At 68.4% G+C, this 22,747-nt stretch carries 20 protein-coding genes; 15 read left to right on the top strand and 5 right to left on the bottom strand.

Features of this window, described 5'->3' with window-relative positions; translation table 11 throughout:
* Window positions 1–44: 44 nt before the first annotated feature.
* The 4 genes from H7347_RS03540 to H7347_RS03525 all read left to right on the top strand — a co-directional run bounded on the left by H7347_RS03540 (window position 45) and on the right by H7347_RS03525 (window position 4,570).
* A complete protein-coding gene (locus tag H7347_RS03540; protein ID WP_152821433.1) occupies window positions 45–257 on the top strand; it encodes a helix-turn-helix domain-containing protein in 213 nt (70 codons plus the stop codon).
* A 67-nt stretch (window positions 258–324) separates the two neighbouring features.
* Complete coding sequence (locus tag H7347_RS03535) at window positions 325–1,431, top strand: type II toxin-antitoxin system HipA family toxin (protein WP_227658992.1); 1,107 nt, start codon at window positions 325–327, stop codon at window positions 1,429–1,431.
* 512 nt (window positions 1,432–1,943) lie between these two features.
* A complete protein-coding gene (locus tag H7347_RS03530) occupies window positions 1,944–3,245 on the top strand; it encodes an aminopeptidase C (RefSeq protein WP_152821431.1) in 1,302 nt (433 codons plus the stop codon).
* 23 nt (window positions 3,246–3,268) lie between these two features.
* The gene (locus H7347_RS03525) at window positions 3,269–4,570 is read left to right on the top strand and encodes a C1 family peptidase (protein ID WP_152821429.1); all 1,302 of its coding nucleotides are present in this window, start codon (window positions 3,269–3,271) and stop codon (window positions 4,568–4,570) included.
* Between the two features lie 22 nt (window positions 4,571–4,592).
* Here H7347_RS03525 and H7347_RS03520 read toward each other — a convergent pair whose 3' ends face one another.
* A complete protein-coding gene (locus H7347_RS03520; RefSeq protein ID WP_152821427.1) occupies window positions 4,593–6,029 on the bottom strand; it encodes an MFS transporter in 1,437 nt (478 codons plus the stop codon).
* 171 nt (window positions 6,030–6,200) lie between these two features.
* On the opposite strand from H7347_RS03520, the gene H7347_RS03515 reads away from it, so the two are divergent.
* On the top strand, window positions 6,201–7,937 hold the full coding sequence (locus H7347_RS03515) for a pyruvate dehydrogenase (RefSeq protein ID WP_152821425.1): 1,737 nt from the start codon (window positions 6,201–6,203) through the stop codon (window positions 7,935–7,937).
* A gap of 16 nt (window positions 7,938–7,953) precedes the next feature.
* Here H7347_RS03515 and H7347_RS03510 read toward each other — a convergent pair whose 3' ends face one another.
* Window positions 7,954–8,934 carry an ornithine cyclodeaminase family protein gene (locus tag H7347_RS03510; RefSeq protein ID WP_152821423.1) on the bottom strand — a complete coding sequence of 327 codons (981 nt, stop codon included), beginning with the start codon at window positions 8,932–8,934 and terminating at the stop codon, window positions 7,954–7,956.
* A 464-nt stretch (window positions 8,935–9,398) separates the two neighbouring features.
* Here H7347_RS03510 and H7347_RS03505 point away from each other — a divergent pair, with 464 nt between their 5' ends.
* From H7347_RS03505 to H7347_RS03490, 4 genes are all read left to right on the top strand, one after another.
* On the top strand, window positions 9,399–10,166 hold the full coding sequence (locus H7347_RS03505) for a MerR family transcriptional regulator (protein ID WP_152821421.1): 768 nt from the start codon (window positions 9,399–9,401) through the stop codon (window positions 10,164–10,166).
* 92 nt (window positions 10,167–10,258) lie between these two features.
* Entirely contained in the window at window positions 10,259–11,596 is a 1,338-nt protein-coding gene (locus H7347_RS03500; protein WP_186337202.1) for an aspartate aminotransferase family protein, read from the top strand.
* 130 nt (window positions 11,597–11,726) lie between these two features.
* A complete protein-coding gene (locus H7347_RS03495; RefSeq protein ID WP_227658991.1) occupies window positions 11,727–12,446 on the top strand; it encodes a response regulator transcription factor in 720 nt (239 codons plus the stop codon).
* A gap of 77 nt (window positions 12,447–12,523) precedes the next feature.
* Window positions 12,524–13,924: a HAMP domain-containing sensor histidine kinase gene (locus H7347_RS03490; protein WP_186337201.1), complete on the top strand. Its 1,401-nt coding sequence runs from the start codon at window positions 12,524–12,526 to the stop codon at window positions 13,922–13,924.
* Here the strand turns inward: H7347_RS03490 and H7347_RS03485 are convergent.
* Window positions 13,875–14,549 (bottom strand): alpha/beta fold hydrolase, encoded by a 675-nt coding sequence (locus H7347_RS03485; RefSeq protein ID WP_152821419.1) that lies wholly within the window; start codon window positions 14,547–14,549, stop codon window positions 13,875–13,877. The genes H7347_RS03490 and H7347_RS03485 overlap by 50 nt on opposite strands.
* Entirely contained in the window at window positions 14,549–14,992 is a 444-nt protein-coding gene (locus H7347_RS03480) for an HIT family protein (RefSeq protein ID WP_152821417.1), read from the bottom strand. Before H7347_RS03480 ends, H7347_RS03485 begins: the two co-directional genes overlap by 1 nt.
* 36 nt (window positions 14,993–15,028) lie before the next feature.
* On the opposite strand from H7347_RS03480, the gene purD reads away from it, so the two are divergent.
* From purD to H7347_RS03450, 6 genes are all read left to right on the top strand, one after another.
* A complete protein-coding gene (gene purD, locus H7347_RS03475; protein WP_152821415.1) occupies window positions 15,029–16,306 on the top strand; it encodes a phosphoribosylamine--glycine ligase in 1,278 nt (425 codons plus the stop codon).
* Window positions 16,307–16,327: 21 nt separating this feature from the next.
* Window positions 16,328–17,767 carry an adenylosuccinate lyase gene (purB, locus tag H7347_RS03470; RefSeq protein ID WP_152821413.1) on the top strand — a complete coding sequence of 480 codons (1,440 nt, stop codon included), beginning with the start codon at window positions 16,328–16,330 and terminating at the stop codon, window positions 17,765–17,767.
* Window positions 17,768–17,815: 48 nt separating this feature from the next.
* Window positions 17,816–18,709 (top strand): phosphoribosylaminoimidazolesuccinocarboxamide synthase, encoded by an 894-nt coding sequence (locus tag H7347_RS03465; protein WP_152821411.1) that lies wholly within the window; start codon window positions 17,816–17,818, stop codon window positions 18,707–18,709.
* A 108-nt stretch (window positions 18,710–18,817) separates the two neighbouring features.
* Window positions 18,818–19,249 carry a MarR family winged helix-turn-helix transcriptional regulator gene (locus tag H7347_RS03460; protein ID WP_152821409.1) on the top strand — a complete coding sequence of 144 codons (432 nt, stop codon included), beginning with the start codon at window positions 18,818–18,820 and terminating at the stop codon, window positions 19,247–19,249.
* A 29-nt stretch (window positions 19,250–19,278) separates the two neighbouring features.
* Window positions 19,279–21,054, top strand: a complete 1,776-nt coding sequence (gene pabB / locus H7347_RS03455) for an aminodeoxychorismate synthase component I (protein WP_152821407.1) — start codon at window positions 19,279–19,281, stop codon at window positions 21,052–21,054.
* Window positions 21,051–21,680: an aminotransferase class IV gene (locus H7347_RS03450; RefSeq protein ID WP_152821405.1), complete on the top strand. Its 630-nt coding sequence runs from the start codon at window positions 21,051–21,053 to the stop codon at window positions 21,678–21,680. Before pabB ends, H7347_RS03450 begins: the two co-directional genes overlap by 4 nt.
* Here H7347_RS03450 and rhuM read toward each other — a convergent pair.
* Entirely contained in the window at window positions 21,664–22,620 is a 957-nt protein-coding gene (rhuM, locus tag H7347_RS03445; RefSeq protein WP_152821403.1) for a virulence protein RhuM/Fic/DOC family protein, read from the bottom strand. The genes H7347_RS03450 and rhuM overlap by 17 nt on opposite strands.
* Window positions 22,621–22,747 lie beyond the last annotated feature (127 nt).

Raw genomic sequence — 22,747 nt, 5'->3', positions numbered from 1 at the left:
CAGGGTATGGCGGAAGGATTCTTCCGAATGATGATGGAAGCGCCATGATCGACGCATGCGAGGAAGCCCGGCGAATCGGGGCCGCTATCCGCACCATGTGCAAGGAATACATGCTCACCCAACGGCAATTAGCGGAACTGGCGGGCTTGTCCGACCGCACCGTGCGGGACATAGAAAAGGGAACCGGCACCGCCGGGCTGCGTGCCGTGCTCACCGTGGCCGGGGTGCTGGGGATGAGGGTGGAGATAGTGGAATGAGGGATGTTGCGCAACTGAGATTCGTGCGGGCGGCGGACGTAAACAAGAAAGGGCGGCGGCTGCGGTCTTGGAGCGCGGCGACGCCGGCGAGGTTTTCTTTGACTACCTGCCGGAATACGAGGGGCCGCCGGTGTCCTCAACCTTGCCCGTAGGCACGAAACCGGTGTTGGGGCCGGGCGGCGGTGTTCCTGCGTTCTTTGCGGGGCTGTTGCCCGAGGGGCATCGACTTAGTGTTTTGCGACGTGCGACAAAAACCTCTCTGGATGATGAACTCACCCTGCTGCTTGCTATCGGGGAGGACACCCCCGGTGACGTTCAGATTGTGCCTGCTGGGGATCGGCCGGGAACCCCGGAACCGTTTATTGCCGGGTTGCCTAGCGAGATAGATTGTCGGGACGTCGCGGAGATGGTGGATCAGTATGGTTTAGCGGGGGTGCAGGAAAAGGCCTCCGCCTCGATGGTGAATGCTCCGGTGGGCTGGCGGGGTGCGTATTCCATCCTGAAGCTTGATCCGCCGGAACGCCCCCACCTTGTGCTCACTGAGGCCTTGCATCTCAGCCATGCGCGCCACCTGGGGATTCCCGTGGTCCATCACCAGGTGGTGCGGGATAAGAATGATCGGCCAGGACTGCTGGTGAGGCGGTTTGATCGCCTGGCGGTATCCGATGGTTCCGTGGTGAGGAATGGCCTAGAGGACGCCGCGCAGGTCTTGGATGTACTCCCAGCGGCGAAATACTCGGTGGACAGTGAGCGAGTGGTGCGTGCCCTAGCGGCGCGAACAAACTCACCCGTGGTGGCCACGAGAAACCTTTACATGCAGTTTCTTTTTGCCTGGCTCACCGGAAATGGGGATGTGCATGCCAAGAATCTTTCCGTCGTGGAGGGTGGAAGCGGCAGGTGGGGCGTGGCCCCGGTATATGACATTCCTTGTACCGTGCTGTACCGGGATATGGCGATGGCGCTCCCATTGGCGGGTAAAAGCAAGAACCTCAAAAGGGAACACTGGGCGGAGTTTGTGAACTCCATTGGGCTTGCTCCGGCGGCGGCCGCCAGTGCTAATGAGCAGGTTCTCCGCGTGGTGGCAAGGATTGATCTTTCTATTTTTCCGCTGAATGGTTCACCTTTGAACGGCGCGGTGCGGGAACTGGAGCGGCGCAGAATGCAATTTGCCTAAATATACCTCTGGCGCAGCATGGCGGGGCGCCTAGCGTACCTAGTAAAACACGGGTGTTGGCGGCGGGAGTGCCAGGTATTTCTTGCTGTTCTACCGCTATCTCGAGATAGTGGAACTTATCCCCGTCGTGATTTGACGGCCGGGGTAGGGTCGGAGATCGTGCCGATGAATCGGTGAAATCCCGCTCCGAAGGCTCCGGTTATAAAGGCGATGAGGTTGCCTGGGCTGAAGGTCAATTCGGTATGGGGGCTCAAAAACAACAATCCCGGCGCACGTGATAACGGGAAGGAAGAGTTTTCGAATAGCTAACTCTACCGCAGGGCTACGAGGCGGCCGCGGCGAGGTTGGGCCCTACCTTGGCGAAGGTGAAAGCCTGGGCGAGTAGGAATGGCCATATGCCTTTTCTAGATGGATGTCACGGGAGCGGGCCTTCTTACCATGAGAACATGAAAATCGTGCTGTCCCTTTTCTCATGAGTTCAGCCACCGGCAGGTTCTGTTATCTTCAGGTGCATGGCTGATTTCACCTTGACCCCGCAGGAGCTTGCGCGCTTGCGCGAGTCTGTCGATACCCCGCAGGTGCGCATGGCCACCAACGCGGTGACCATCACCGACGTCGATGAGGTGGCCCTGGATCGCCGGGCGGTGGTGGCCTTAAGCGCGCCCCCGGAGACCAGGCTCGATTCCCTCAAGGTCACCAATCAGAAGCAGTCCGGGCGCTGCTGGATGTTCGCGGCGCTCAACGTGTTCCGACACCGGATCGCGAGGGACCTGGGCGTGCAGGACTTCGAGTTCTCGGAGGCCTACCTTCAGTTTTATGACCTCCTGGGCAAGGCGGAGGTCTTCCTCGACGCGATCTCGCAGCACCTGGACGACCTGGATGACCGCCGCGCCCACGCCCTCTTGCAGGCCCCGGTGGGCGATGGCGGGGAGTGGAACTACCTGGTGCACCTGGTGGAGCGCTACGGGGCGGTGCCCAAGTATGCGATGCCGGAGACCCATTCCAGCTCGCACACCGTGCACCTGCGCCGGGCGCTCAACACGGTGCTGCGCCGCGGGGTACTGCGCCTGCGCAAGGGGCACACCACCAAGGAGGAGATCCTGCGCGACACCCATCGCATCCTCGTGATTCACCTGGGCGTGCCGCCGGAGCGATTCCCCTGGCAGTATCGGGACAAGGAGGGCGTTTTTCACCGGGAGGGGGAGGTGAGCCCGCGCGAGTTCGCCAGCCGCTACCTGCCCGACGACCTCGGCGACTATGTCGTGCTGGGCCACGATCCTCGCCCGCGGCGCGAGGCGGGGGTGCGCTACGCCATCGATACTCAGACAAACGTGCCGGGAACCTCGCTGTTTACCTACCTCAACGCCGAGATGCCCGACGTCACCCGGGCGGCCGCCGAGAGCGTGCGAGCGGGCGAGCCGGTGTGGTTCGCCTGCGACGTGAACCGTCAGTTCCACCGGGAGATGGGTGTGTGGGACGCGAATCTGCTGGGGCGCGACGCCCTCTACGGCGTGGATACCACCACGACCAAGGCCCAGCGGATGCAGACGTGGGAGTCCGTGCTCACCCACGCGATGGTGCTCACCGGCTACGACGATTCCCCGGCGCGGTGGCGGGTGGAAAACTCCTGGGGCGAGGAGAAGCACAGCGCCAAGAACGAGGCCGCGGATAAGGGCTACGGCGTGATGTCCCAGGCGTGGTTCGATCAGAACGTCTTTGCGGTGGCGGTGCGCCCGCAGTTTGTTCCGGAGCACCTGCGCGCGGCGCTGGGCGCGGAGCCGAGGGTGCTGCCGGTGTGGGACGCGATGGCCTAGGGAAGCAACGGAGGAGAGACATCATGGATTATGCACAGTGGAACCGCGATCTTGTCGACGATGCCGCCGCGCGCCTGGCGGGCAGCATGGTGGCGGGTACCGATATCGATCGCATCGCGTTGAACCGGCGCGCGGTGACGTCCCTGGATACCTCGGTCTCGCACAAGGTGGATCAGTGGGCGGTGGCGGATCAAAAGCGCTCGGGGCGGTGCTGGATCTTCGCGGGGCTGAACTCGCTGCGCGGCGCGGTGATGGCCCGGCACGGGATCGAGGACTTCGAATTTTCCCAGGCCTACGTCCACTTCTACGACAAGCTGGAAAAGGCCAATTACTTCCTCTCCGCGATGTTCGATCTGCGCGAGCGGCCCCTGGACGATCGCACCGTCTCCCACCTGCTCGCCACGCCGCTCGAGGACGGCGGCCAGTGGAACATGTTTGTCTCCGTGGTGGACAAGTACGGCGTGGTGCCCAAGTATGTGATGCCGGAGACTCATTCCAGCTCGCACACCGCCAAGCTCAACCGGGATCTGCTCTCCGTGCTGCGCCGGGGCACGGTGCTGCTGCGCGAGGCCCCGGAGGGAGAGGCGGCCCGGGTGCGCGGCGAGGTGCTGGGGGATGTCTATCGCATCCTCGTGATTCACCTGGGGGTGCCGCCGGAGCGGTTTATCTGGCAGTATCGGGACAAGGAGGGTGTTTTTCACCGGGAGGGGGAGGTGAGCCCGCGCGAGTTCGCCCGGCGCTACCTGCCCGACGACCTCGGGGATTACGTGTGCGTGGTCCATGATCCCCGCCACGACTACTACGCCCGCTACACCGTGGAGCACCTGGGCAACGTGGTGGGTGCGGGACCGGTGACCTATCTGAACGCCCCGGTCGGGGTGCTCAAGGCCGCCGCCGCCCGGGCCGTGGCCGAGGGGCTGCCGGTGTGGTTTGGTTGCGAGACCACCCGTCAGGCGGAGCGCGAGACCGGTGTGTGGGCCGCCGACCTCTACGATTACGAGGCCGTCTACGGCGTGGAGATGGGTATGACCAAGGAGCAGCGCCTGCGCACCGGGGAGTCCCTGATGGAGCACGCGATGGTGTTCACGGGCGTGGATCTCGACGAAGAGGGTGCCCCGCGCCGGTGGCGGGTGGAAAACTCCTGGGGTGCGGAGAAGGCGGACAAGGGCTTTTGGACGATGGACGACTCCTGGTTCGATCCCTACGTGTTTGAGATCGCCGTCCCGCCGCGCTTCCTGCCGGCGGAGGTGCTGGCGGCCGGGGAGGACGAGCCGATCGTGCTGCCGGCCTGGGACCCGATGGGGGCCTTGGCGACGCGCCGGTGAGGGTGGGGGTGTCGCGAGGCGGTTAGTGCGCCGAGCCGTAGCGGGTGCTCCTCGGGTTGCCTCGGAAGCACCGGGCGGTGACGCCCGCGCCGAGCGCGCCCGCCGCCGCGAGGAGGCACAGGATCGCGCGGTAGGCGTGATCGTAGGCGGCGGTATCGTCGATGTCCGGCCCGGAGGACGCGGCGAGGAAGACCGGAAAGAGGCTACCCACGAGAGCCACCGAGAGCAGGCTGCCGAACTCATAGGAGACCTCCTCCACGCCGGAGGCCATACCGGCGCGCTCGCGGGGCGCCGAGCCGATGATGGCTACGGAGGACACGGACATGACCGCGCCGGCCCCCGCCCCGATCAGCGCCATGCCGAGCAAGAACAGCGGCAGGCTCCCGGCGCGGAGCGCGCCCGCGGCCAGGAGCACGGCCGCCGCGATGAGGCTAAAGCCGCCGCTGATGAGCGTGCGAAAGCCCAGGCGGTGCAGGTTCGCCCCGCCGAGGATGGACAGGGGCAGGGCGCAGATGGCCGCCAGGGCCACCACGAGGCCCGCCCGCAGCGGGCTGTATCCCGCGACGAGCTGGAAGCGCTGCGTGGTCATCAACTGAACCCCGGCGAGGCAGAACATGGCGCCTGCTGCGGCGAGTACTCCGCCGGTAAACATGCGGTCGCGGAAGATGTCCGCGCTCAGCAGGGGGCGGGGCAGGCGGCGTTGGCGGCGGGTAAAGAGGAATCCGGCGGCGAGCGCCGCCGCTGATGCCGCGCCGAGCAGCCACCACTGCCGGTGCGCGCCGGCGGCCTCCTTGATCGCCATGACCAGGCCGGAGACCGTCACCAAGGCCAGCAGGCAGGAGGCCGCGTCCCAGTGCGCGGTGGGGTTGGGTGTGTTAGGCGGCGCGAGCGCGGCGGTGGCCAGCAGGGCCAGGGCGCTGACGGGCACGCTGATGAGGAACACCGACCCCCACCAGAAGTGCTCCAGCAGGAGGCCGCCGATGACCGGCCCGGAGGCCGATCCCACCACGGCCACGGCGCCCCAGATGCCGATGGCGGTGCTGAGCTCGCGCTCGTCGAGGAAGGTGAGGCGGATCAGGGCCAGGGTGGCGGGCATCATCGTCGCCGCGCCCAGGCCGAGTGCGGCGCGCGCGGCGATCAAGGCCCAGGGGGAGGGGGAGAACGCGGCGGCCAGGGAGCCGAGGAGGAAGATCGCCATGCCGAGGAGGAACATGCGGCGGTGCCCGATCCGGTCGCCCAGCGTGCCGGTGCCCAGCAGCAGGCCGCTGAGCACCAGCGGATAGGCATTGATGATCCATAGTCCTTGGGTCTCGGTGGCGTGCAGCTGTTCCTTGAGCTGCGGCAGGGCGGTGAAGAGCACGGAGTTATCCATGCTGATCAGGAAGAGACCGGCGCTGATCACCGCGAGGAAGGTCCAGCGCTGCCGGGGCGTGGCGGCCGCGGAGGGGGAGTGCTGCATGAAGGAATACTGTACCTAATAGGGTGGCCCTGGCATGAGGGGCGAGTCGGGGGCATACTGGTGGCATATCCACACAAACAGACACGAACCGGGCGTGATCCCACGATCGTCGCGGAGGGTATCGACGCCCCGCGGCTGGGGTCGCTCCGCGGACGCTTCTAAGGAGGCACAATGGCGCGCAACTATGCCGAGGTTTTGGTGCACGCCCTGGAAAGGCAGGGCGTGCGGCGTATTTATGGGGTGGTGGGCGATTCGCTCAACCCCATCGTGGACGCGGTGCGGGGCTCCGCCATCGAGTGGGTGCACGTGCGCAACGAGGAGGCCGCGGCTTTTGCTGCCGGGGCGGAGTCCCTCCTCACCGGGGGCCTGGCGGTGTGCGCGGGGTCGTGCGGGCCGGGCAACACCCATCTGATTCAGGGGCTCTACGACTCCCACCGCAATGGGGCCAAGGTTCTGGCCCTGGCCAGCCACATCCCCTCCCGGCAGATCGGCTCCCACTTCTTCCAGGAGACCCATCCCCAGCGCCTCTTCGAGGAGTGCTCCGGCTACTGCGAGATGGTGAATTCCGCCGATCAGGGCGCGGTGATCACCCACCACGCCATCCAGTCCACCATGGGCGGCAAGGGCGTCTCCGTGCTCGTGATCCCCGGTGACCTGGCCGCCGAGGACGTCGAGGACACCACCATCATTGACTCGACGATCGCCGCCGGCCGCCCCATCGCCTACCCGGATCGGCGCGAAGCCGCCGCCCTGGTGCAGGCGATCAACGAGGCGTCGTCGGTCACGCTCTTCGTGGGGGCGGGCATCAAGGACGCCCGCGAGCAGGTGCTGGCCCTGGCGGAAAAGATCAAGGCCCCTATCGGACATGCTTTCGGCGGCAAGCACTACATCCAGTACGACAACCCCTTTGACGTGGGCATGTCCGGCCTGCTTGGTTACGGCGCCTGCCACGAGGCCTCGCACGAGGCAGACCTGCTCATCCTCATCGGCACCGACTTTCCGTACAACGACTTCCTGCCCAAGAAGAACGTGGCGCAGATCGACGTCGATGCCTCCCACATCGGGCGGCGCACCACCATCGCCTACCCGGTGGTGGGGGACGCGGGCGCGGTGATCGAGAACATCCTGCCTCACGTGGCGGAGAAGAAGGATCGCTCCTTCCTTGACAGGATGCTCAAGAAGCACGCCAAGGCCCTCGAGGACGTGGTGGAGGCCTACACCCGCAGGGTGGACAAGCACACCCCCATCCACCCGGAGTATGCGGCCTCGCTCATCGACGAGCTGGCCGCCGAGGACGCGGTCTTTACCGTGGACACCGGCATGTGCAACGTGTGGGCCGCGCGCTACCTCACCCCCAACGGCAAGCGCGTGGACATGGGTTCCTACCGCCACGGGACGATGGCCAACGCCCTGCCGCAGGCCATCGGCGCCCAGTGCGCCGACCGCGAGCGCCAGGTGGTGACCTTCAGCGGCGACGGCGGCCTCAGCATGCTCATGGGCGAGCTCATCACCGTCAAGCAGCACGATCTGCCCATCAAGATGTTTGTGTTCAATAACTCCTCGCTGGGCATGGTGAAGCTGGAAATGCTCGTGCAGGGCATGCCCGAGTACGAGACCGATCACGACCAGGTGGATTACGCCCAGATCGCGCGCGGGGTGGGCATCAAGGCGATCCGCATCGAGGACCCCAAGCAGCTGCGCGCCGGCATCCGGGAGGCCCTGGCCTACGACGGCCCCGTGCTGGTGGACATGGTGACCGACCCCAACGCGCTCTCCATTCCGCCGAGCATTACCTGGGAGATGCTCATGGGCTTCTCCAAGGCGGCCACCCGCACCGTCTTCGGCGGCGGGGTGGGCGCCATGCTCACGATGGCGCGCTCGAACCTGCGCAATATCCCGCGCCCTTAGGACCTGTGGGGGCCGCCTACGCCTGCTGCGCGATCGCGGTCGCCACGGCCAGGTCCTGCCACCCCATGCCCACGGTCTTGACCACGACCGGCCCCTCCCCGGCCGCGTTCAGGATCGCCTCGGCCGCCCCCGGGGCGTGCAGCGCGCCCAGGGAGATCAGGTCCTCGGGCCGCAGGACTCCCTCGTCGACGGCCTGGATCACGTCCCCGGCCTCGCGCATCGCCGCGCCCTCGTCCTCCACGATCACCGTGGCGCGGCCCATCAGCTCCGCGGGAACCTCGCGCGCCTCGGGCGTGTGGGAGCCGAGGGCGATCACCAGAGCGTCCCCGCGCACGTCCTCGGCGGCAAACAGGGGGGTGCTCGTCCCGGTCGCGCACACGACGACGTCCGCCTCGGTGAGGGCCTCCACGGCGGCCGCGGACCCGGCGGCCAGCACGGTGCCCGCCGCGTGGGCCTCCGGGGAGGCGTTGTCGGGGGTGCGCACGAGGAGGGTGATCGGTGCCAGCGCGGCCGCGTCGCCGCGGGCGGCGAGCGCGTCGGCCTCTTCCCGCAGCGCGTGGACGTGGCCCACCCCCTGGGGCCCGGCCCCGAAGATGACCACGCGGAGTTGCTCGCCGCGGGCATGGGCGCGCGCGAACTGGCGGTGCAGGAAGGGGCGAGACGCCGCGACCGAGAGCGCCGGAGTGCGCAGGGTGGTCAGGGCCTCGCCGTCGAGGAGGGCCTGCGGGGTCAGCGTCGTGCCGTCGCACAGGAGGTAGAGGCCCTGGATGGTGGGCACGGCGCGCTCGGCGTTGCCGGGGGCGTGGGTGATGATCTTGATCCCGGCGTGGGAGGCGCCCTGCGAGGGCATGAGGAGGAAGGATCCGTGCGCTAGGGGGGTGGTGAGTCGCTGCGGGTCGGTGGCGGGATCGATGCCCTGGTCAAGGGCGGCGAGGATGGCGTCGGCGGCGTTCGTATAGCCGAAGGCCGCCACGCGCTGGGTGTCAAGATAATGCATGGGCCTACCGTAGCAGTCCCGAGGTGGCCCGATATGGATCCGCTATGTGTGCGTTTTCGGGCGGCGGGGTGCGTTTCGGGGAGATGGGGTATGCTACGTGATGACAGCCCACCTTGACTTTCGTAGAAAGGCGAAGAACCCCACCGCTTTTGAGGGCAAGTGAGGTTCTTCGTGAGACTAGCTGAGCAGTCCCGTGATCGCTTCTACTATTGCGCGAGCGATGACGTTTTCTTCCAGCCGCCCCAGGAACCGTCGCGCGGAGTTGCTGCTCCGCCGGCGGTTTCTGTTATCTCCGCCTGCGCGGCGATGGTGGGCCATTCGTCTCACCTCCACTACGGTGGTGGAGACGGTCGTACCACCGGGAGGAGCCGGGAAATTTCCCAGCACAACGTATCCTAGCGTGAGGGGCCACGAGCCGGGGCGCCGGTGGCCTTGACCCTCACGCAGCGTCAAGGAGCAGGATCATGGCCGTGAGCGAGAACAACACCGACGACTACACCATCGGCCAGGCCGCCGAGATCCTTGGCGTCACCCCGCGCACGCTGCGGCACTGGGAATCCGTGGGCCTGCTAGAACCGCGGTGGCGAACGCTAAGCGAGTATCGCCTGTACACCGAGGGGGATCTGGAGCGTGGCCTGCAGATCCTGGTGTACCGGGAGGCCGGGGTGCCGTTGGCGCAGATCGGGGAGTTGATCGATACCCCCGGCACCTGCCGCGAACGCCTACAGCGGCAACGCGAGGTGCTGGTGGCAAAAATCGCTCGCCTGCGCGGAATGATCCGCGCGGTCGACGAGATCCTGGAGGGAGAGACCATCATGAGCGTGGAGGAACAAGCACGGAGCTGGGCCCAGTATCGGGCCGAGGCGCAGGAGCGCTGGGGCGATACGCCCGAGTGGGAGCAGTCCCGCGAGCGGATGAAGGAGATGACCGCCGGGGACTGGGAGGAGGCCGCGGCGGAGGCTGCGGCGTTCCGAGAAGCCCTGGCCGAAGCCGCCGAGCGCGGCGTCGCACCCGGCTCGCCGGAGGCCGATGGACTAGCGCTGCGCCACCGGGCCGAGATCGGGCGCTGGTACGAGGTCACCCCGAGCAAGCAGGTGCTGCTGGCGCGCATGTACGTGGCCGACGATCGGTTTGCCGAGGCCTACGGTCAATACCGCGATTACCTGCGCGATCTCGTAGAGGCCCGCGCGGAGAAGGAGGGAGTGAACCTCGACGATGTTCGGTGGTGCTAATCACCTCTAGGTCGCGGGTGTGTGGAACATCGCGCGCGGGGTGGGATACAGTAGCGGGCAACGGTGAGTTTCCCGAGGAGAAGAGGTTTCCCGTGACTGCATCCCATACCGCTGCTTCCCGCGCGACCGAGTCCCAGGTGCGCAGCGACGACCGCTCGCACGTCTTTCACTCCTGGTCCGCGCAGGGGAAGATCGACCCCATGCCCGTGGCCGCCGCCGAGGGCTCGCGCATCTACGACTACGAGGGCAAGGGCTACCTCGACGTGGGCAGCCAGCTTGTCAGCGCCAACCTGGGGCACAACCACCCGGATTTGGTGGCGGCCATCCGCGAACAGGCGGGCCGGGTCACCAACCTCAATCCCGCCTTCGCCAGCGACGTGCGCGGGGAGCTGGCCCGGCGCATCGTCGAGTCCGCGCAGGGCGAGTTTAGCCACGTCTTTTTCACCAACGGCGGCGCGGACGCGGTGGAGCACGCCATTCGCATGGCGCGCCTGCACACCGGAAAGAACAAGATTCTTGCCGCCTACCGCAGCTATCACGGCGCCACCGGGTCCGCGATCATGGCCACGGGCGAGGGGCGCCGCCTGGGCAATCCCACCACCGACGGCGACATCTATCACTTCTGGGGGCCGTTCCTGTATCGCTCGGCCTTCCACGCGGACTCCCCGGAGCAGGAGTGCTCCCGTGCCCTGGAGCACCTGGAGCAGACGATCCTGTTTGAGGGGCCAGATCAGATCGCGGCGATCATGCTGGAGTCCATGGTGGGCTCCTCCGGGGTCATCGCCCCGCCCGAGGGCTATCTGCGGGGGGTGCGCGATCTGTGCGATAAATATGGCATCCTCTACATCGCCGACGAGGTGATGGTGGGCTTTGGCCGCACCGGCAGGCTCTTCGCCTACGAGCACGGCGGCGCGGACCTTGCCCCGGACCTGGTGACCTTCGCCAAGGGCGTGAACTCCGGGTACGTGCCGCTGGGTGGGGTGCTCATACACCCGGCCATCGTGGAGACCTTCTCCGAGCGCCCCTACCCCGGCGGCCTGACCTACTCCGGTCACCCCCTGGCCTGCGCGCCGGGGGTGGCGGCCCTGAAGGTTTACGAGCGCGAGGGAATCTTTGCCCGCGTGGAGCGCCTGGGCGAGGAGGTCATCGGCCCGCGCCTGCGTGAGATCGCTCGGAACCACCCCAGCGTGGGGGAGGTGCGTGGCCGGGGCTTCTTCTGGGCCATCGAGTTCGTGCGCGATCGCGCAACCAAGGAGCCGCTGACCGATCTGGGTGGGTTCGCCGCGCACTGCAAGGAGCAGGGGGTGTGGCCGATGGTCAGCGCCAATCGCACGCACATCGCCCCACCCTTGAACATCTCCGAGGAGGACCTGCGCCGGTGCCTGGAGGTGATCGACGCCGCCGCGGCGCGCGCGGACGCCGCCCTGTAACTCCCAGTCTTCTCTCAGGTGTCGGGCAGGGCGGGGGCAGAACGCCGCGCCATACTGTCCCATAGTGCAGTGCGCCCGCCGTGGTATCCCGTGCGGCGGGCCGGATTGGGAATGTAAGGACGAAGCCACAATGGCAGACGCTATGAACGACAAGGCCAAGAACATCAGGGTGCTCGTGGTGGACGACGAGCCCAACATCGTGGAATTGCTGACCGTCGGCCTGAAGTTCCAGGGCTTCGAGGTGAAGTCGGCCACCGACGGCCACGACGCCCTCGAGGTGGCCCGGGAGTTCCGCCCGGACGCCTTCATCCTGGACGTGATGATGCCCGGCATGGACGGCTTCGAGCTGCTGCCGCACCTGCGCGAGGAGGGCCTCGACGGCCCGGTGCTCTACCTCACGGCCAAGGATGCGGTGGAAAACCGCATCCACGGCCTGACCATCGGTGCGGACGACTACGTGACCAAGCCGTTCTCCCTGGAGGAGGTGATTACCCGGTTGCGGGTGATCCTGCGCCGGGGACACAGCCTCAAGGACGAGGCCCGCGACGCCACCATCACCTACGCCGACCTCACCCTCAACGACGATACCCACGAGGTCACCAAGGCCGGGGAGATCGTGGAGCTTTCCCCCACGGAGTTCAACCTCCTGCGCTTCCTGATGATCAACGCCGAGGTGGTGCTGAGCAAGGCGAAGATCCTGGATAACGTGTGGCACTACGACTTCGGTGGCGATGGCAACGTGGTGGAGTCCTATATTTCCTACCTGCGCCGCAAGGTGGACACGGGGCGTCGGCCGCTCATCCACACGGTGCGCGGCGTGGGCTACGTGCTGCGTAAGCCGCGCCAGTGAGGCGGCCCAGGCGTCCCCGCGAGGAGCAGTGGGGTGCGGCGGGATCCCGGTGCAGGCACGAGAGCCCGCTGCGTTTCGTGCCCCTGAGGGTGTGGCTGGTGGTGCTCGTGGTCGCGGTGGCGGGGGTGGGCCTGGCGGGCAGCTCCCTGGCGGTCTCCGCCGTGATGCGGGGATATTCCCTGGACAAGGTCGATGAGGAGCTGGAATCCGTGCTCAAGGGGTTGGCCGGCCCCGGGGGTTCGGCGGCCACCGCCATGCCCCCGGAGGGCGGCGCAATCCGCCGGGTGCCCCTCGACTTTTACGTGCAGGTGATCTACCCCGACGGCACCCCCGCCGGGGAGAACAGCTGGCTGCAATCCACCCCGGACATCTCCGGCCTCACCGTGGATGCCGGCCCGCAGACCCTGCCTTCCGCCGAGGAATCTGCCTCGAACCAGAGCTGGCGGGCCACCGCCAAGACCCAGGACGGCGTGATCGTGGTGGTGGCCAAGAGCCTGGCGCGGGAAGAAACGATGATCGGGCGGCTGCGCGCCGTCCAGGCCATCATTTCCCTCACGGTGCTGGTGGTCCTGGCCATGGTGGCGCACTACCTGGTGTACCGCTCGCTCAAGCCGCTGCGCGAGGTGGAACGCACCGCCGGGGATATCGCCGAGGGCAACCTGGATCGACGCCTGCCGCAGTGGCCCATGAACACCGAGGTGGGCCAGCTGGCCTACGCGCTCAACGTCATGCTGGGCAGGCTCCAGCGCTCCATCGAGGAGTCCCGGGACAAGGAGGAGCAGATGCGGCGCTTCGTCGGCGATGCCTCCCACGAGCTGCGCACCCCGCTGACCTCCCTGCGCGGATACACGGAGCTGTACCGCTCGGGCGCCACCACGGACATCGACCTGGTGCTGGGCAAAGTGGACGCGGAGTCCAAGCGCATGAGCCTGCTGGTAGAAGACCTACTCGCCCTGACTCGGGCCGAGGGGCAGCGCCTCAACACCGAGACGGTGGACCTCCTGGAGCTCTCCCTCTCGGTGGCGGGCACGGCGCGCGCTGCCTTCCCCGGTCGCGCGGTATCGGTGGATAACCGGACCTCCGCCGTACCTCTGGTGGTGGGCGACGCGAGCCGCTTGCACCAGGCGCTGCTGAACCTCATCACCAACGCCCTGCGCCACGGCGGCGAGCAGGCCACCGCCACCATCCGCCTCTCCTTTAGCGGCGAGCGCGACTCCCAGGTGCGCATCCAGGTCATCGACGACGGCGTGGGCATGTCCCCGGATCATGCGGCACACATCTTCGAGCGCTTCTACCGGGCGGATACCTCCCGCTCGCGGGCCTCCGGCGGCTCCGGGCTGGGGTTGGCGATCACCAAGTCCCTGGTGGAAAAGCACGGGGGCACCATCGAGGTGGAATCCCGGGAGTCGGTGGGTTCCACCTTCACCATCACCCTGGAGCGCAAGCCGGAGCCACAGCCGGTCCGCAGAGGCGAGTAAACACCTCGGTCGCGGTGTCCAGGGGGAGGCGATAGTGCAAAACACCCGGCGCGGGCACCGTCTCCACCCGCGCGCCGGGGTAGTCGGAAAGGTCGGAGTATTCCGGCGGCACGACGGCGTCCAGGTCGGAGACGTAGGAGACGATCCGCGTCTCCGCGGGCGGGGCGATGTCCAGGGGGCGCATGATCTGCGGATATACCGGACCCACGCAGGCCCCCAGCAGCCGGGGGAATCGGGGCGGGCAGCCGCGAAAGCAGGCGCCGAGGCCGATGAGGCGGGCCACGGGGAGACGCTGCGCCAGCAGCAGCCCGAGCAGGCCGCCGAGGGAGTGGCCCACGATGTCGATGCTGCCGTCCGGGGAGGCCGCGACCAGGCGCCGGGCGTGCGCCTCGAGCTCCGCCGCGCTGCGCTCCAGCCGCGCGGTGCCGCGTCGCCCGTAGGCGGGCGCGACCACGGTGCGATCGCTGCGGTGGGCCAGCAGGCGCAGCAGATCCTCGAAGTTGCCGGGGGAGCCCGCCGCCCCGTGGAGGATGAGCACCGGGCGCCGCCCCGTGGCCGCGGAGGCGGACAACCCCGGGAGGTAGGGGGCCACCCCGTGTGGGGGCACCAGATCGAGCAGGTGCATCAGCGCCGGGCGTCGTCGAACTGGTCGTCGAACTGGTCGGCGGTGCCCAGCGCCGCCCGGAGGGCGCGGGCGGCGGCGTCCATGGCGTCGGGGTCGGTGGAATCCATCGGCATGGCCGCAGAGAGGTCGAAGCCGGACATGTCCTCGGCGGGGAAGACGTGGACGTGGGTGTGCGGCACCTCGAAGCCGGCGATGAGGGTGCCCGCCCGCGAACAATCGAAGGCCTCCACCACGGCCCGGCCCACCTGCTGCGAGACCTCGGCCACGTGAGCCCAGGTCTCGGCGGGCAGATCCGTCCAGCGGTCCACCTCGGCCACCGGCACCACCAGGGTGTGCCCGTAGGCCACGGGCGCGATGCTTAAGAACGCCACCACGGTGTCGTCCCGGTAGACAAAGCGCGCGGGCAGCTCCCCCGCGATGATCCTGCTAAAAACGCTACTCATAGGTTCTTAGCGTAGTGGCCCGTTAGACTCGGGGCCATGAATATTCTGGTCATCGGCGCCGGCGCGCGCGAACACGCCCTGCTGCGGGGCCTTTCCCTCGATCCCGCCCACCCCAGCCTCCACGTGGCCCCTGGCAACGCGGGCATGGAGTCCCTGGCCACCGCGCACCCCCTGTCCGTGACGGATGCGCCGGCCACCGTGGCTCTGGCCCGCGAGCTGGCCGCCGACCTCGTGGTCATCGGCCCGGAGGTGCCCCTGGTGGCGGGCGTCAGCGACGCCCTGCGCGACGCCGGCTTCGCGGTATTCGGTCCCTCCCGCGCCGCCGCGCGGCTGGAGGGCTCCAAGGCCTTTGCCAAGGAGGTCATGGCGGCCGCCGGGGTGCGCACCGCCACCGCCGAGCAGATCGCCCCCGGCGCCGAGGCCGCGCAGATCGAGGCCGCCCTGGATCGCTTCGGCCCCACCTGGGTGGTCAAGGACGACGGCCTGGCCGGGGGCAAGGGCGTGGTGGTGACCCCGGATCGGCCTGCCGCCCGGGCCCACGTGGACTCGGTGCTGGCCTCGGGCAACCCGGTGCTGTTGGAGTCTTTCCTGGACGGCCCCGAGGTATCGCTGTTTTGCCTGGTGGACGGGGAGACGGTGGTGCCGCTGCTGCCGGCCCAGGATCACAAGCGCGCCTTCGACGGCGACGAGGGCCCCAACACCGGGGGCATGGGGGCCTACGCGCCCCTGCCGTGGTTGCCGGAGGGCGGCGTGGAGCGCATCGTCAAGGAGGTGTGCGAGCCGGTGGCTCACGAGATGGTGGCCCGCGGCACCCCGTACTCCGGCCTGCTCTACGCCGGGCTGGCCTGGGGCGCGGACGGGCCCGCCGTGGTGGAGTTCAACGCCCGCTTTGGCGATCCCGAGACCCAGGCGGTGCTCTCCCTGCTGCGCACGCCTCTGGCGGGGCTGCTCGACGCCGTGGCCCGCGGCACCCTGGCCCAGCAGCCGCCCCTGGAGTGGCGGGAAGGCTCCGCGGTGACCGTGGTGCTGGCGGCCGAGGGTTACCCGGCGTCCCCGCGCACGGGGGACGCCCTGGCGGGCATCCCGGGCGATAAGGAGCAGGTCTACACCCTCCACGCGGGAACGGCGGCTGCGGCGGAGGGGGGTTATGTTTCCGCCGGGGGGCGCGTGCTGTCCGTGGTGGGCACGGGGGCCGACCTGGCCCAGGCCCGCCGCCGGGCCTACGAGCTCATCGAGGGCATCGAGCTGCCGGGTTCCTTTTACCGCAGGGACATCGGCCTGGCCGCCGAGCAGGGGCGGATCGCGGTGCCCTGACGGCCCGCCCGGGGCCGTAGAATGAGGCGCGTGGCTGAGAAAAAGAAGATCTCAAACGTCCTGGCGTCTCGCTACGCCTCCCCGGAGCTGACCCTGCTGTGGTCGCCCGAGCACAAGATCGTCCTGGAGCGGCAGCTGTGGATCGCCGTCATGCGCGCCCAGCGCGACCTCGGCGTGGATATCCCCGCCGAGGCGATCGAGGCCTACGAGGCCGTGGTGGAGCGGGTGGATCTGGACTCCATCGCGCGGCGGGAAAAGGTCACCCGCCACGACGTCAAGGCCCGGATCGAGGAGTTTAACGCCCTGGCCGGGTGGGAGCACATTCACAAGGGCATGACCAGCCGCGACCTCACGGAAAACGTGGAGCAGCTGCAGATTCACCGCTCCTTAGAGGCGGCGCGGGACAAGGCGGTGGCGGTGGTGCGCCGGGTGGCCGAGCGCGCCGCCGAGTATCAGGCCCTGGTGATGGCGGGGCGCTCCCACAACGTGGCCGCCCAGGCGACCACCCTGGGCAAGCGCTTTGCGTCTGCGGCCGATGAGATGCTGGTGGCCCTGGAGCGGGTGGAGGAGCTGCTGTCGCGCTACCCGCTGCGCGGCATCAAGGGGCCGATGGGCACCAGCCAGGACATGCTGGATCTGTTGGGCGGCGACGAGGCTAAGCTGGAGCAGCTGGAGCGGCGCATTGCCGCTCACCTGGGATTCGAGCGCACCTTCGACTCCGTGGGCCAGGTCTACCCTCGCTCGCTGGACTTTGACGCCCTCTCCGCCCTGGTGCAGCTGGGTGCGGGCCCGTCCTCGCTGGCCACCACCATCCGGCTCATGGCGGGCAACGAGACGGTCACGGAGGGGTTCAAGGAGGGGCAGGTGGGTTCGTCCGCCATGCCGCACAAGATGAACGCGCGCTCCTGCGAGCGCGTGGGGGGTCTCCAGGTGATCCTGCGCGGCTACCTCACTATGACCGCCGACCTTGCCGGCCAGCAGTGGAACGAGGGCGACGTGTTCTGCTCGGTGGTGCGCCGCGTGGCGCTGCCCGATGCGTTCTTTGCCTTCGACGGCATGTGCGAGACCTTCTTGACCGTGCTGGCGGAGTTCGGTGCCTTTCCCGCCATAATCGAGCGGGAGCTGGAGCGCTACCTGCCCTTCTTGGCCACCACCCGCATTCTCATGGCGGCGGTGCGTGCCGGGGTGGGCCGCGAGGTGGCCCACGAGGTCATCAAGGAAAACGCGGTGGCGGTGGCCCTGGACATGCGGGAAAACGGCGCCGAGCAGAACCTGGTGGAGCGCCTGGCGGCCGATGACCGCCTGCCGCTGTCCGCGGCCGACTTGGATGCCGCCCTGGCAGATCGCCGCGCCTTCATCGGTGCGGCGCAGTCCCAGGTGTCCCGGGTTTTGGCGCGGGCGACGGTTTGGGTGGAGCGATACCCGCAGGCCGCCCAGTACGCGGGCGGGGAGATACTTTAAGACCCGCCTGATTACCGCCGCGTGGGGCGCGGGGTTAGACTCCCAGTCATGCGTCCTGAACTGTCGGAATACCGCCACGTCTCGGCGGGCAAGGTGCGGGAGATCTACGAGATCGACGAGGATCACCTGCTCATCGTCGCCTCGGATCGAATCTCCGCCTACGATCACATCCTGGACACGGAGATCCCCGATAAGGGCAGGATCCTCACGGCCATGAGCTTCTACTTCTTCGGTGCCCTGGACGTGCCCCATCACCTGGCCGGCCCGGCCGACGATCCCCGGATCCCGGAGAAGGTGCTGGGCCGGGCGATGGTGTGTAAGAAGCTGGCCATGCAGCCCTTCGAATGCGTGGCCCGAGGCTACCTCACCGGCTCCGGGCTGGCGGAGTACAAGAAGGATGGCATGGTGTGCGGCATCGCCCTGCCGGAGGGCCTGACGGAGGCCTCCCGGCTGCCGGAGCCCATCTTTACCCCGGCCACCAAGGCGGAGCAGGGGGAGCACGATGAGAACGTCTCCTTCGATTACGTGGTGGAGAGCCTGGGCCAGGAGCGCGCCGAGCAGCTGCGCGATACCACCCTGGCGGTGTATTCCCAGGCGGCGGCCCTCGCGGAGGAGCGTGGCCTGATCCTGGCGGATACCAAGCTGGAGTTTGGGGTGGATTCCTCCGGAGCCCTGGTGCTGGCCGATGAGGTGCTCACGCCGGATTCCTCCCGCTACTGGCCCGCCGAAGGGTATGCGCCGGGCAAGGTGCAGCCCAGCTTCGACAAGCAGTACGTGCGCAATTGGCTCACCGGGCCTAAGTCCGGATGGGATAAGAACTCCGGGGAGCAGCCGCCCGCCCTGCCCGGTTCCGTGGTGGAGGCCACCCGGGAGCGCTACGTGGAGGCCTACGAGAAGATTTCCGGGGAGAAGTTCTGCCGCTGGGTGGGGGTGTGCGTGTAGCGCGCCGGTGATCGGGAAAAGCCGCTGGTACCGTGCCCTGAATCGGTACAGCATATTAATGCGGCGCGATGTTGGAGAAATGGTCCAGGCGCAATATACTGCCCTGGCATGAACACCCCCGATGCCCTCGCCGCTCAACTCCGCGAAAGCCTCCGCCTGGGGGTGTACGCGTTGCGGCTGCTGGATCGGGAGGGCGAGTTGGCCACCACGCAGGTGGGCACCCTCATGGCGCTCAAGCAGGGGCCGCTTCCGGTCACCACCATCGCCACGCTGAGCGGGATCAGCACCGCCAGCGCCAGCCAACAGGTCACGCGGCTGGAAAACGCCGGATACGTGGAGCGCCGCCCGGATCCCATGGATGCCCGGGGCGTGCTGGTGGCCATTACCGATGCCGGGCTCAACGCCCTGCACCTGACCGTGACCGCCCGCAACAAGCGCCTGTCCCCGGCCATGGCGCGGCTGTCCGAGCGCGAGCGCGAGGACGTGGCGCGCGCCCTGCCCGTCCTGGAGAGATTTTTCCGATCCCTCCTGGACGAGTGAGCCCGCGCGGTGGGCTAGCATCGGTGCCCATGTCCGTCTCGGTGCTGGTGATTGACAATCAGGATTCCTTTACCCTGAACATCGTCGAGGCCCTGCGCCGCGCCGGGGCCAGGGTGCGGGTGCAGGGGAACACCGAGCCCGTGCGCTGGGAAGGCATCCAGGCCGTGGTCCTCTCCCCCGGCCCCGGCCACCCCGGGGTGCCCGGGGACGTGGGGAGCAGCGCGGCGGCCCTGCGCCGGGGCCTGCCGGTGCTGGGGGTGTGCCTGGGCCACCAGCTCATCGCCCAGGAATGCGGCGGCGCGGTGGAGCAGGTGCCGCCCGCGCACGGGGAGATCAGCGAGATATACCACGATGGTGCCGAGCTCTTTGCCGGCCTGGGGTCCCCCTTTGCCGCCGTGCGCTATCACTCCCTGGCCGTCACCGAGGTGCCGGACTGCCTGGAGGTGATCGCGCGCACCGCCGAGGGTCTGGTGATGGGGCTGCGCCACCGGGAGAAGCCCTGGTGGGGGGTGCAGTTTCACCCGGAATCCATCGGCGCGCCCCGGGCGGAGCGGGTGATCCATAACTTCGTGGCGATGGTGCGGCGTCGTCACGCGGTGCGCATACACCACCGCCATCTCGCGGATTGTCCCCTCGACGCGGTGGGGGTCTACCGACGCCTCTACGCCACGGCCGAGTATGCCCTGTGGCTGGACGATTCCACCGGGGAAGGCTACAGCTTCCTGTCCGCCCCCCGCGCGCACGCCCCGGAGGCGGTGGCGGGGGCGGCCGAGGTCATGGTGCCGGAACTGCCCTTTGCCCCCACCCTCGGCTGGGTGGGCTACCTCACCTACCCCCACGGCGAGCACTTCCGCTTCGCCGACGCCGCCGCGGTGGTCGGCCCCACGGGCGTCCACCTGCTGGCCCTGGACGAGACTTGGTTCGAGGAGGCCGAGCGCGCCCTGTCCGGCCCGCCGCGCGCGATGGACCCCCGTGCGCCGCGCCCCACCCTGTGCTGCGCGGATACCGAGGCGGAGTACCTGGATAAGATCGCGCGGCTGCAGCGCGCCATCGCCGCGGGGGAGACCTACGAGGCCTGCCTGACCACCTCCCTGCGCGGCGAGTCCCCGGGCCTGGGCCTGGCCGATTACCTCGCGCTGCGGAGAGCCAACCCCACCCCCTCCGGGGCGTACCTGCGCTGGGGCGGCACGCAGATCATGAGCACCTCCCCGGAGACCTTTCTGCGGGTGCGCGGCGGGGTGGTGCAGTCGCGCCCCATCAAGGGCACCCGGCCGCGGGGGGCCACCGCGAGCCGGGACGCGGCGCTGCGCGAGGACCTGGCCCGCAACCCCAAGGATCGCGCGGAAAACCTCATGGTGGTGGACCTCGTGCGCCACGACCTGACCCGCGTGGCCCGGCCCGGCACCGTGCGCGCCGAACCGCTCTTCGAGGTGGAGACCTATGCCACCGTCCATCAGCTGGTGAGCACCGTGCGCGCCGAGCTGGCGGCAAGCCCCTGGGAGCTGATCCGGGCCGCCTTTCCGGGCGGCTCCATGACGGGTGCGCCGAAGAAGCGCACGATGGAGATCCTGGCCGACCTGGAGGAGGGGGAGCGCGGGGTGTATTCCGGGGCGATCGGGTACGTCGGCCTCGACGGCACCGTGGACCTGTCCATGACCATCCGCACCCTGGTGGAGGAGGCCGGCCGCCTCAGCTACGGGGTGGGCGGGGCGATCCTGGCGGCCTCCGACCCGGAGGAGGAATACCGGGAGATCATCACCAAGGCCCGGCCGGTGCGCGCCCTCGCCGAGGTGGAGTTCCCGTGAGCCCCGCCCACCCCGTGGTGCTGGATTCCTGGCTGGTGCGCGACGGCCGGGCGGCGGGCCTCGAGCTGCACCTGGAAAGGTTCGCGGCCTCCTGCCGGGAGCTCACGGGGCAACCACCCTCCGCCTCCTTCCTCGACGAGGTGCGCGCGGCCTGCGCCCGGGCGCGCGGCGAGTGGTTCCCCAAGATCGAGGCCCGCGAGGGGCGCTGGGAGCTCACCATGCGCCCGGCGCCCGCGCGGCGAGCCACCACGACGCTGTGGATCCCCGAGCACCCCGACGGGCGCAGCCACCCGGGGCACAAGGGGCCGGACATGCCCGCCCTGCTGAACCTGCGCGAACGGGCGCGCGCACACGGAGCGGATGACGCCGTGCTCCATCGCGACGGCGCGGTGGTGGAGGCCGCCACCGCCACGCTGCTTTTTGCTCGGGGAAGGACCCTGATCCGTCCGCCGGGGCCGCGCCTGCCGAGCGTGACCGAGCGGCTGTGGGCGAGAAGCTGGCCGGGGCCGGTGCGCACTCAGGCCGTCTTTCTGGAGGAGGCGCCTTCTTTGCGGTGCTGGGCGCTGAGCAGCCTGCACGGGGCGACCGAGGTGGTGGGGTGGTGGGGGGCTAGTGCTCCTCGGTGATCATGCGCACCAGCAGGGCCGTCATCAGGTCCTTTTCCCGGGGGCGGCTCATCGCCACCATGAGGGTGAGCGCGGTCAGGGTGTTATTGGCGATGCGCCGGGTGCCGGCGGCGTCGGTGAGCAGGCCGTGGTGTTCGAGGAAGGTGACAAAGAGGGCGGCGGCGCTGCGCTTATTGCCGTCGGACAGAGGGTGATCCTTGACCATGAGGTAGAGCAGGTTGGCGGCCTTCTCCTCCGCCGTGGGGTAGAGGTCGCGCCCATCGAAGCTCTGATAGATCGCGCCGAGAACGGCCGCCAGGGAGTCGCCGCGTTCGCGCCCCAGCAGGGTGTTGTCGGGGAACTCGGACGCGACTCGCGCGACGATCGCGCGGGCCTCCTGTTCGGTCAAGACCCAGCGGGCGGTGGTGCGGGGTTCGGTGGGCACCGCGCCGTTATCGTAATCCTGGAGGAGCGCGAGGCTCGGCAGGTAGCGGGCGATGATGTCGGCGGCTCTCGAGAGCGGCGGGTGATCCGAGCGTTTCATGATCTCTATTATGCGTTGGAGATCGCGCAGGCGGGGCTCGTTGAGGGCCGCGCCCTCCACCAGGTACCGCTTGAGCACGGTGTTGGCCCAGCGGCGGAAGTGTACGCCCTCGGCGGATTTTACCCGGTAGCCCACGGAGAGCACCATGTCTAGGTTGTAGTGTTCGACCTGGCGGGTGACTTCGCGTGTTCCTTCTCGGGCAACTGTCGCAAAATTTGCGACAGTTGCCATGCCCTTGAGCTCCTCCGCCAGGGCGCGGGCGATGTGCTTGCCGATGGTCTTGATGTCGCGGCCGAATAAGGCGGCCAGCTGCCGCCGGTTCAACCACACCGATCCCTCTGTGGTGGTCACCTCGAGGGTGACCTCACCGTTGCGCGAGGTATAGAGCGCTACCGCCTGGGAAGCGTCCTGCTTCATGATTGTCCTCCCGAAAATACTATCCCCGCCGCCTGAGGTGCGGCCCCCTGGGGAAATGATGCTTTCTATCATCAACGCTTTCGGGGGAAAGGGAAAGCGTTGGAGGCGAAGGGGCGTCGATAGGCGT

The organism is Corynebacterium sp. zg-331 (assembly GCF_014267345.1).
Lineage (GTDB): Bacteria > Actinomycetota > Actinomycetes > Mycobacteriales > Mycobacteriaceae > Corynebacterium.
The sequence above is the reverse complement of the archived record's forward strand: the minus strand, read 5'-3'. Positions and strand labels throughout refer to the sequence as shown.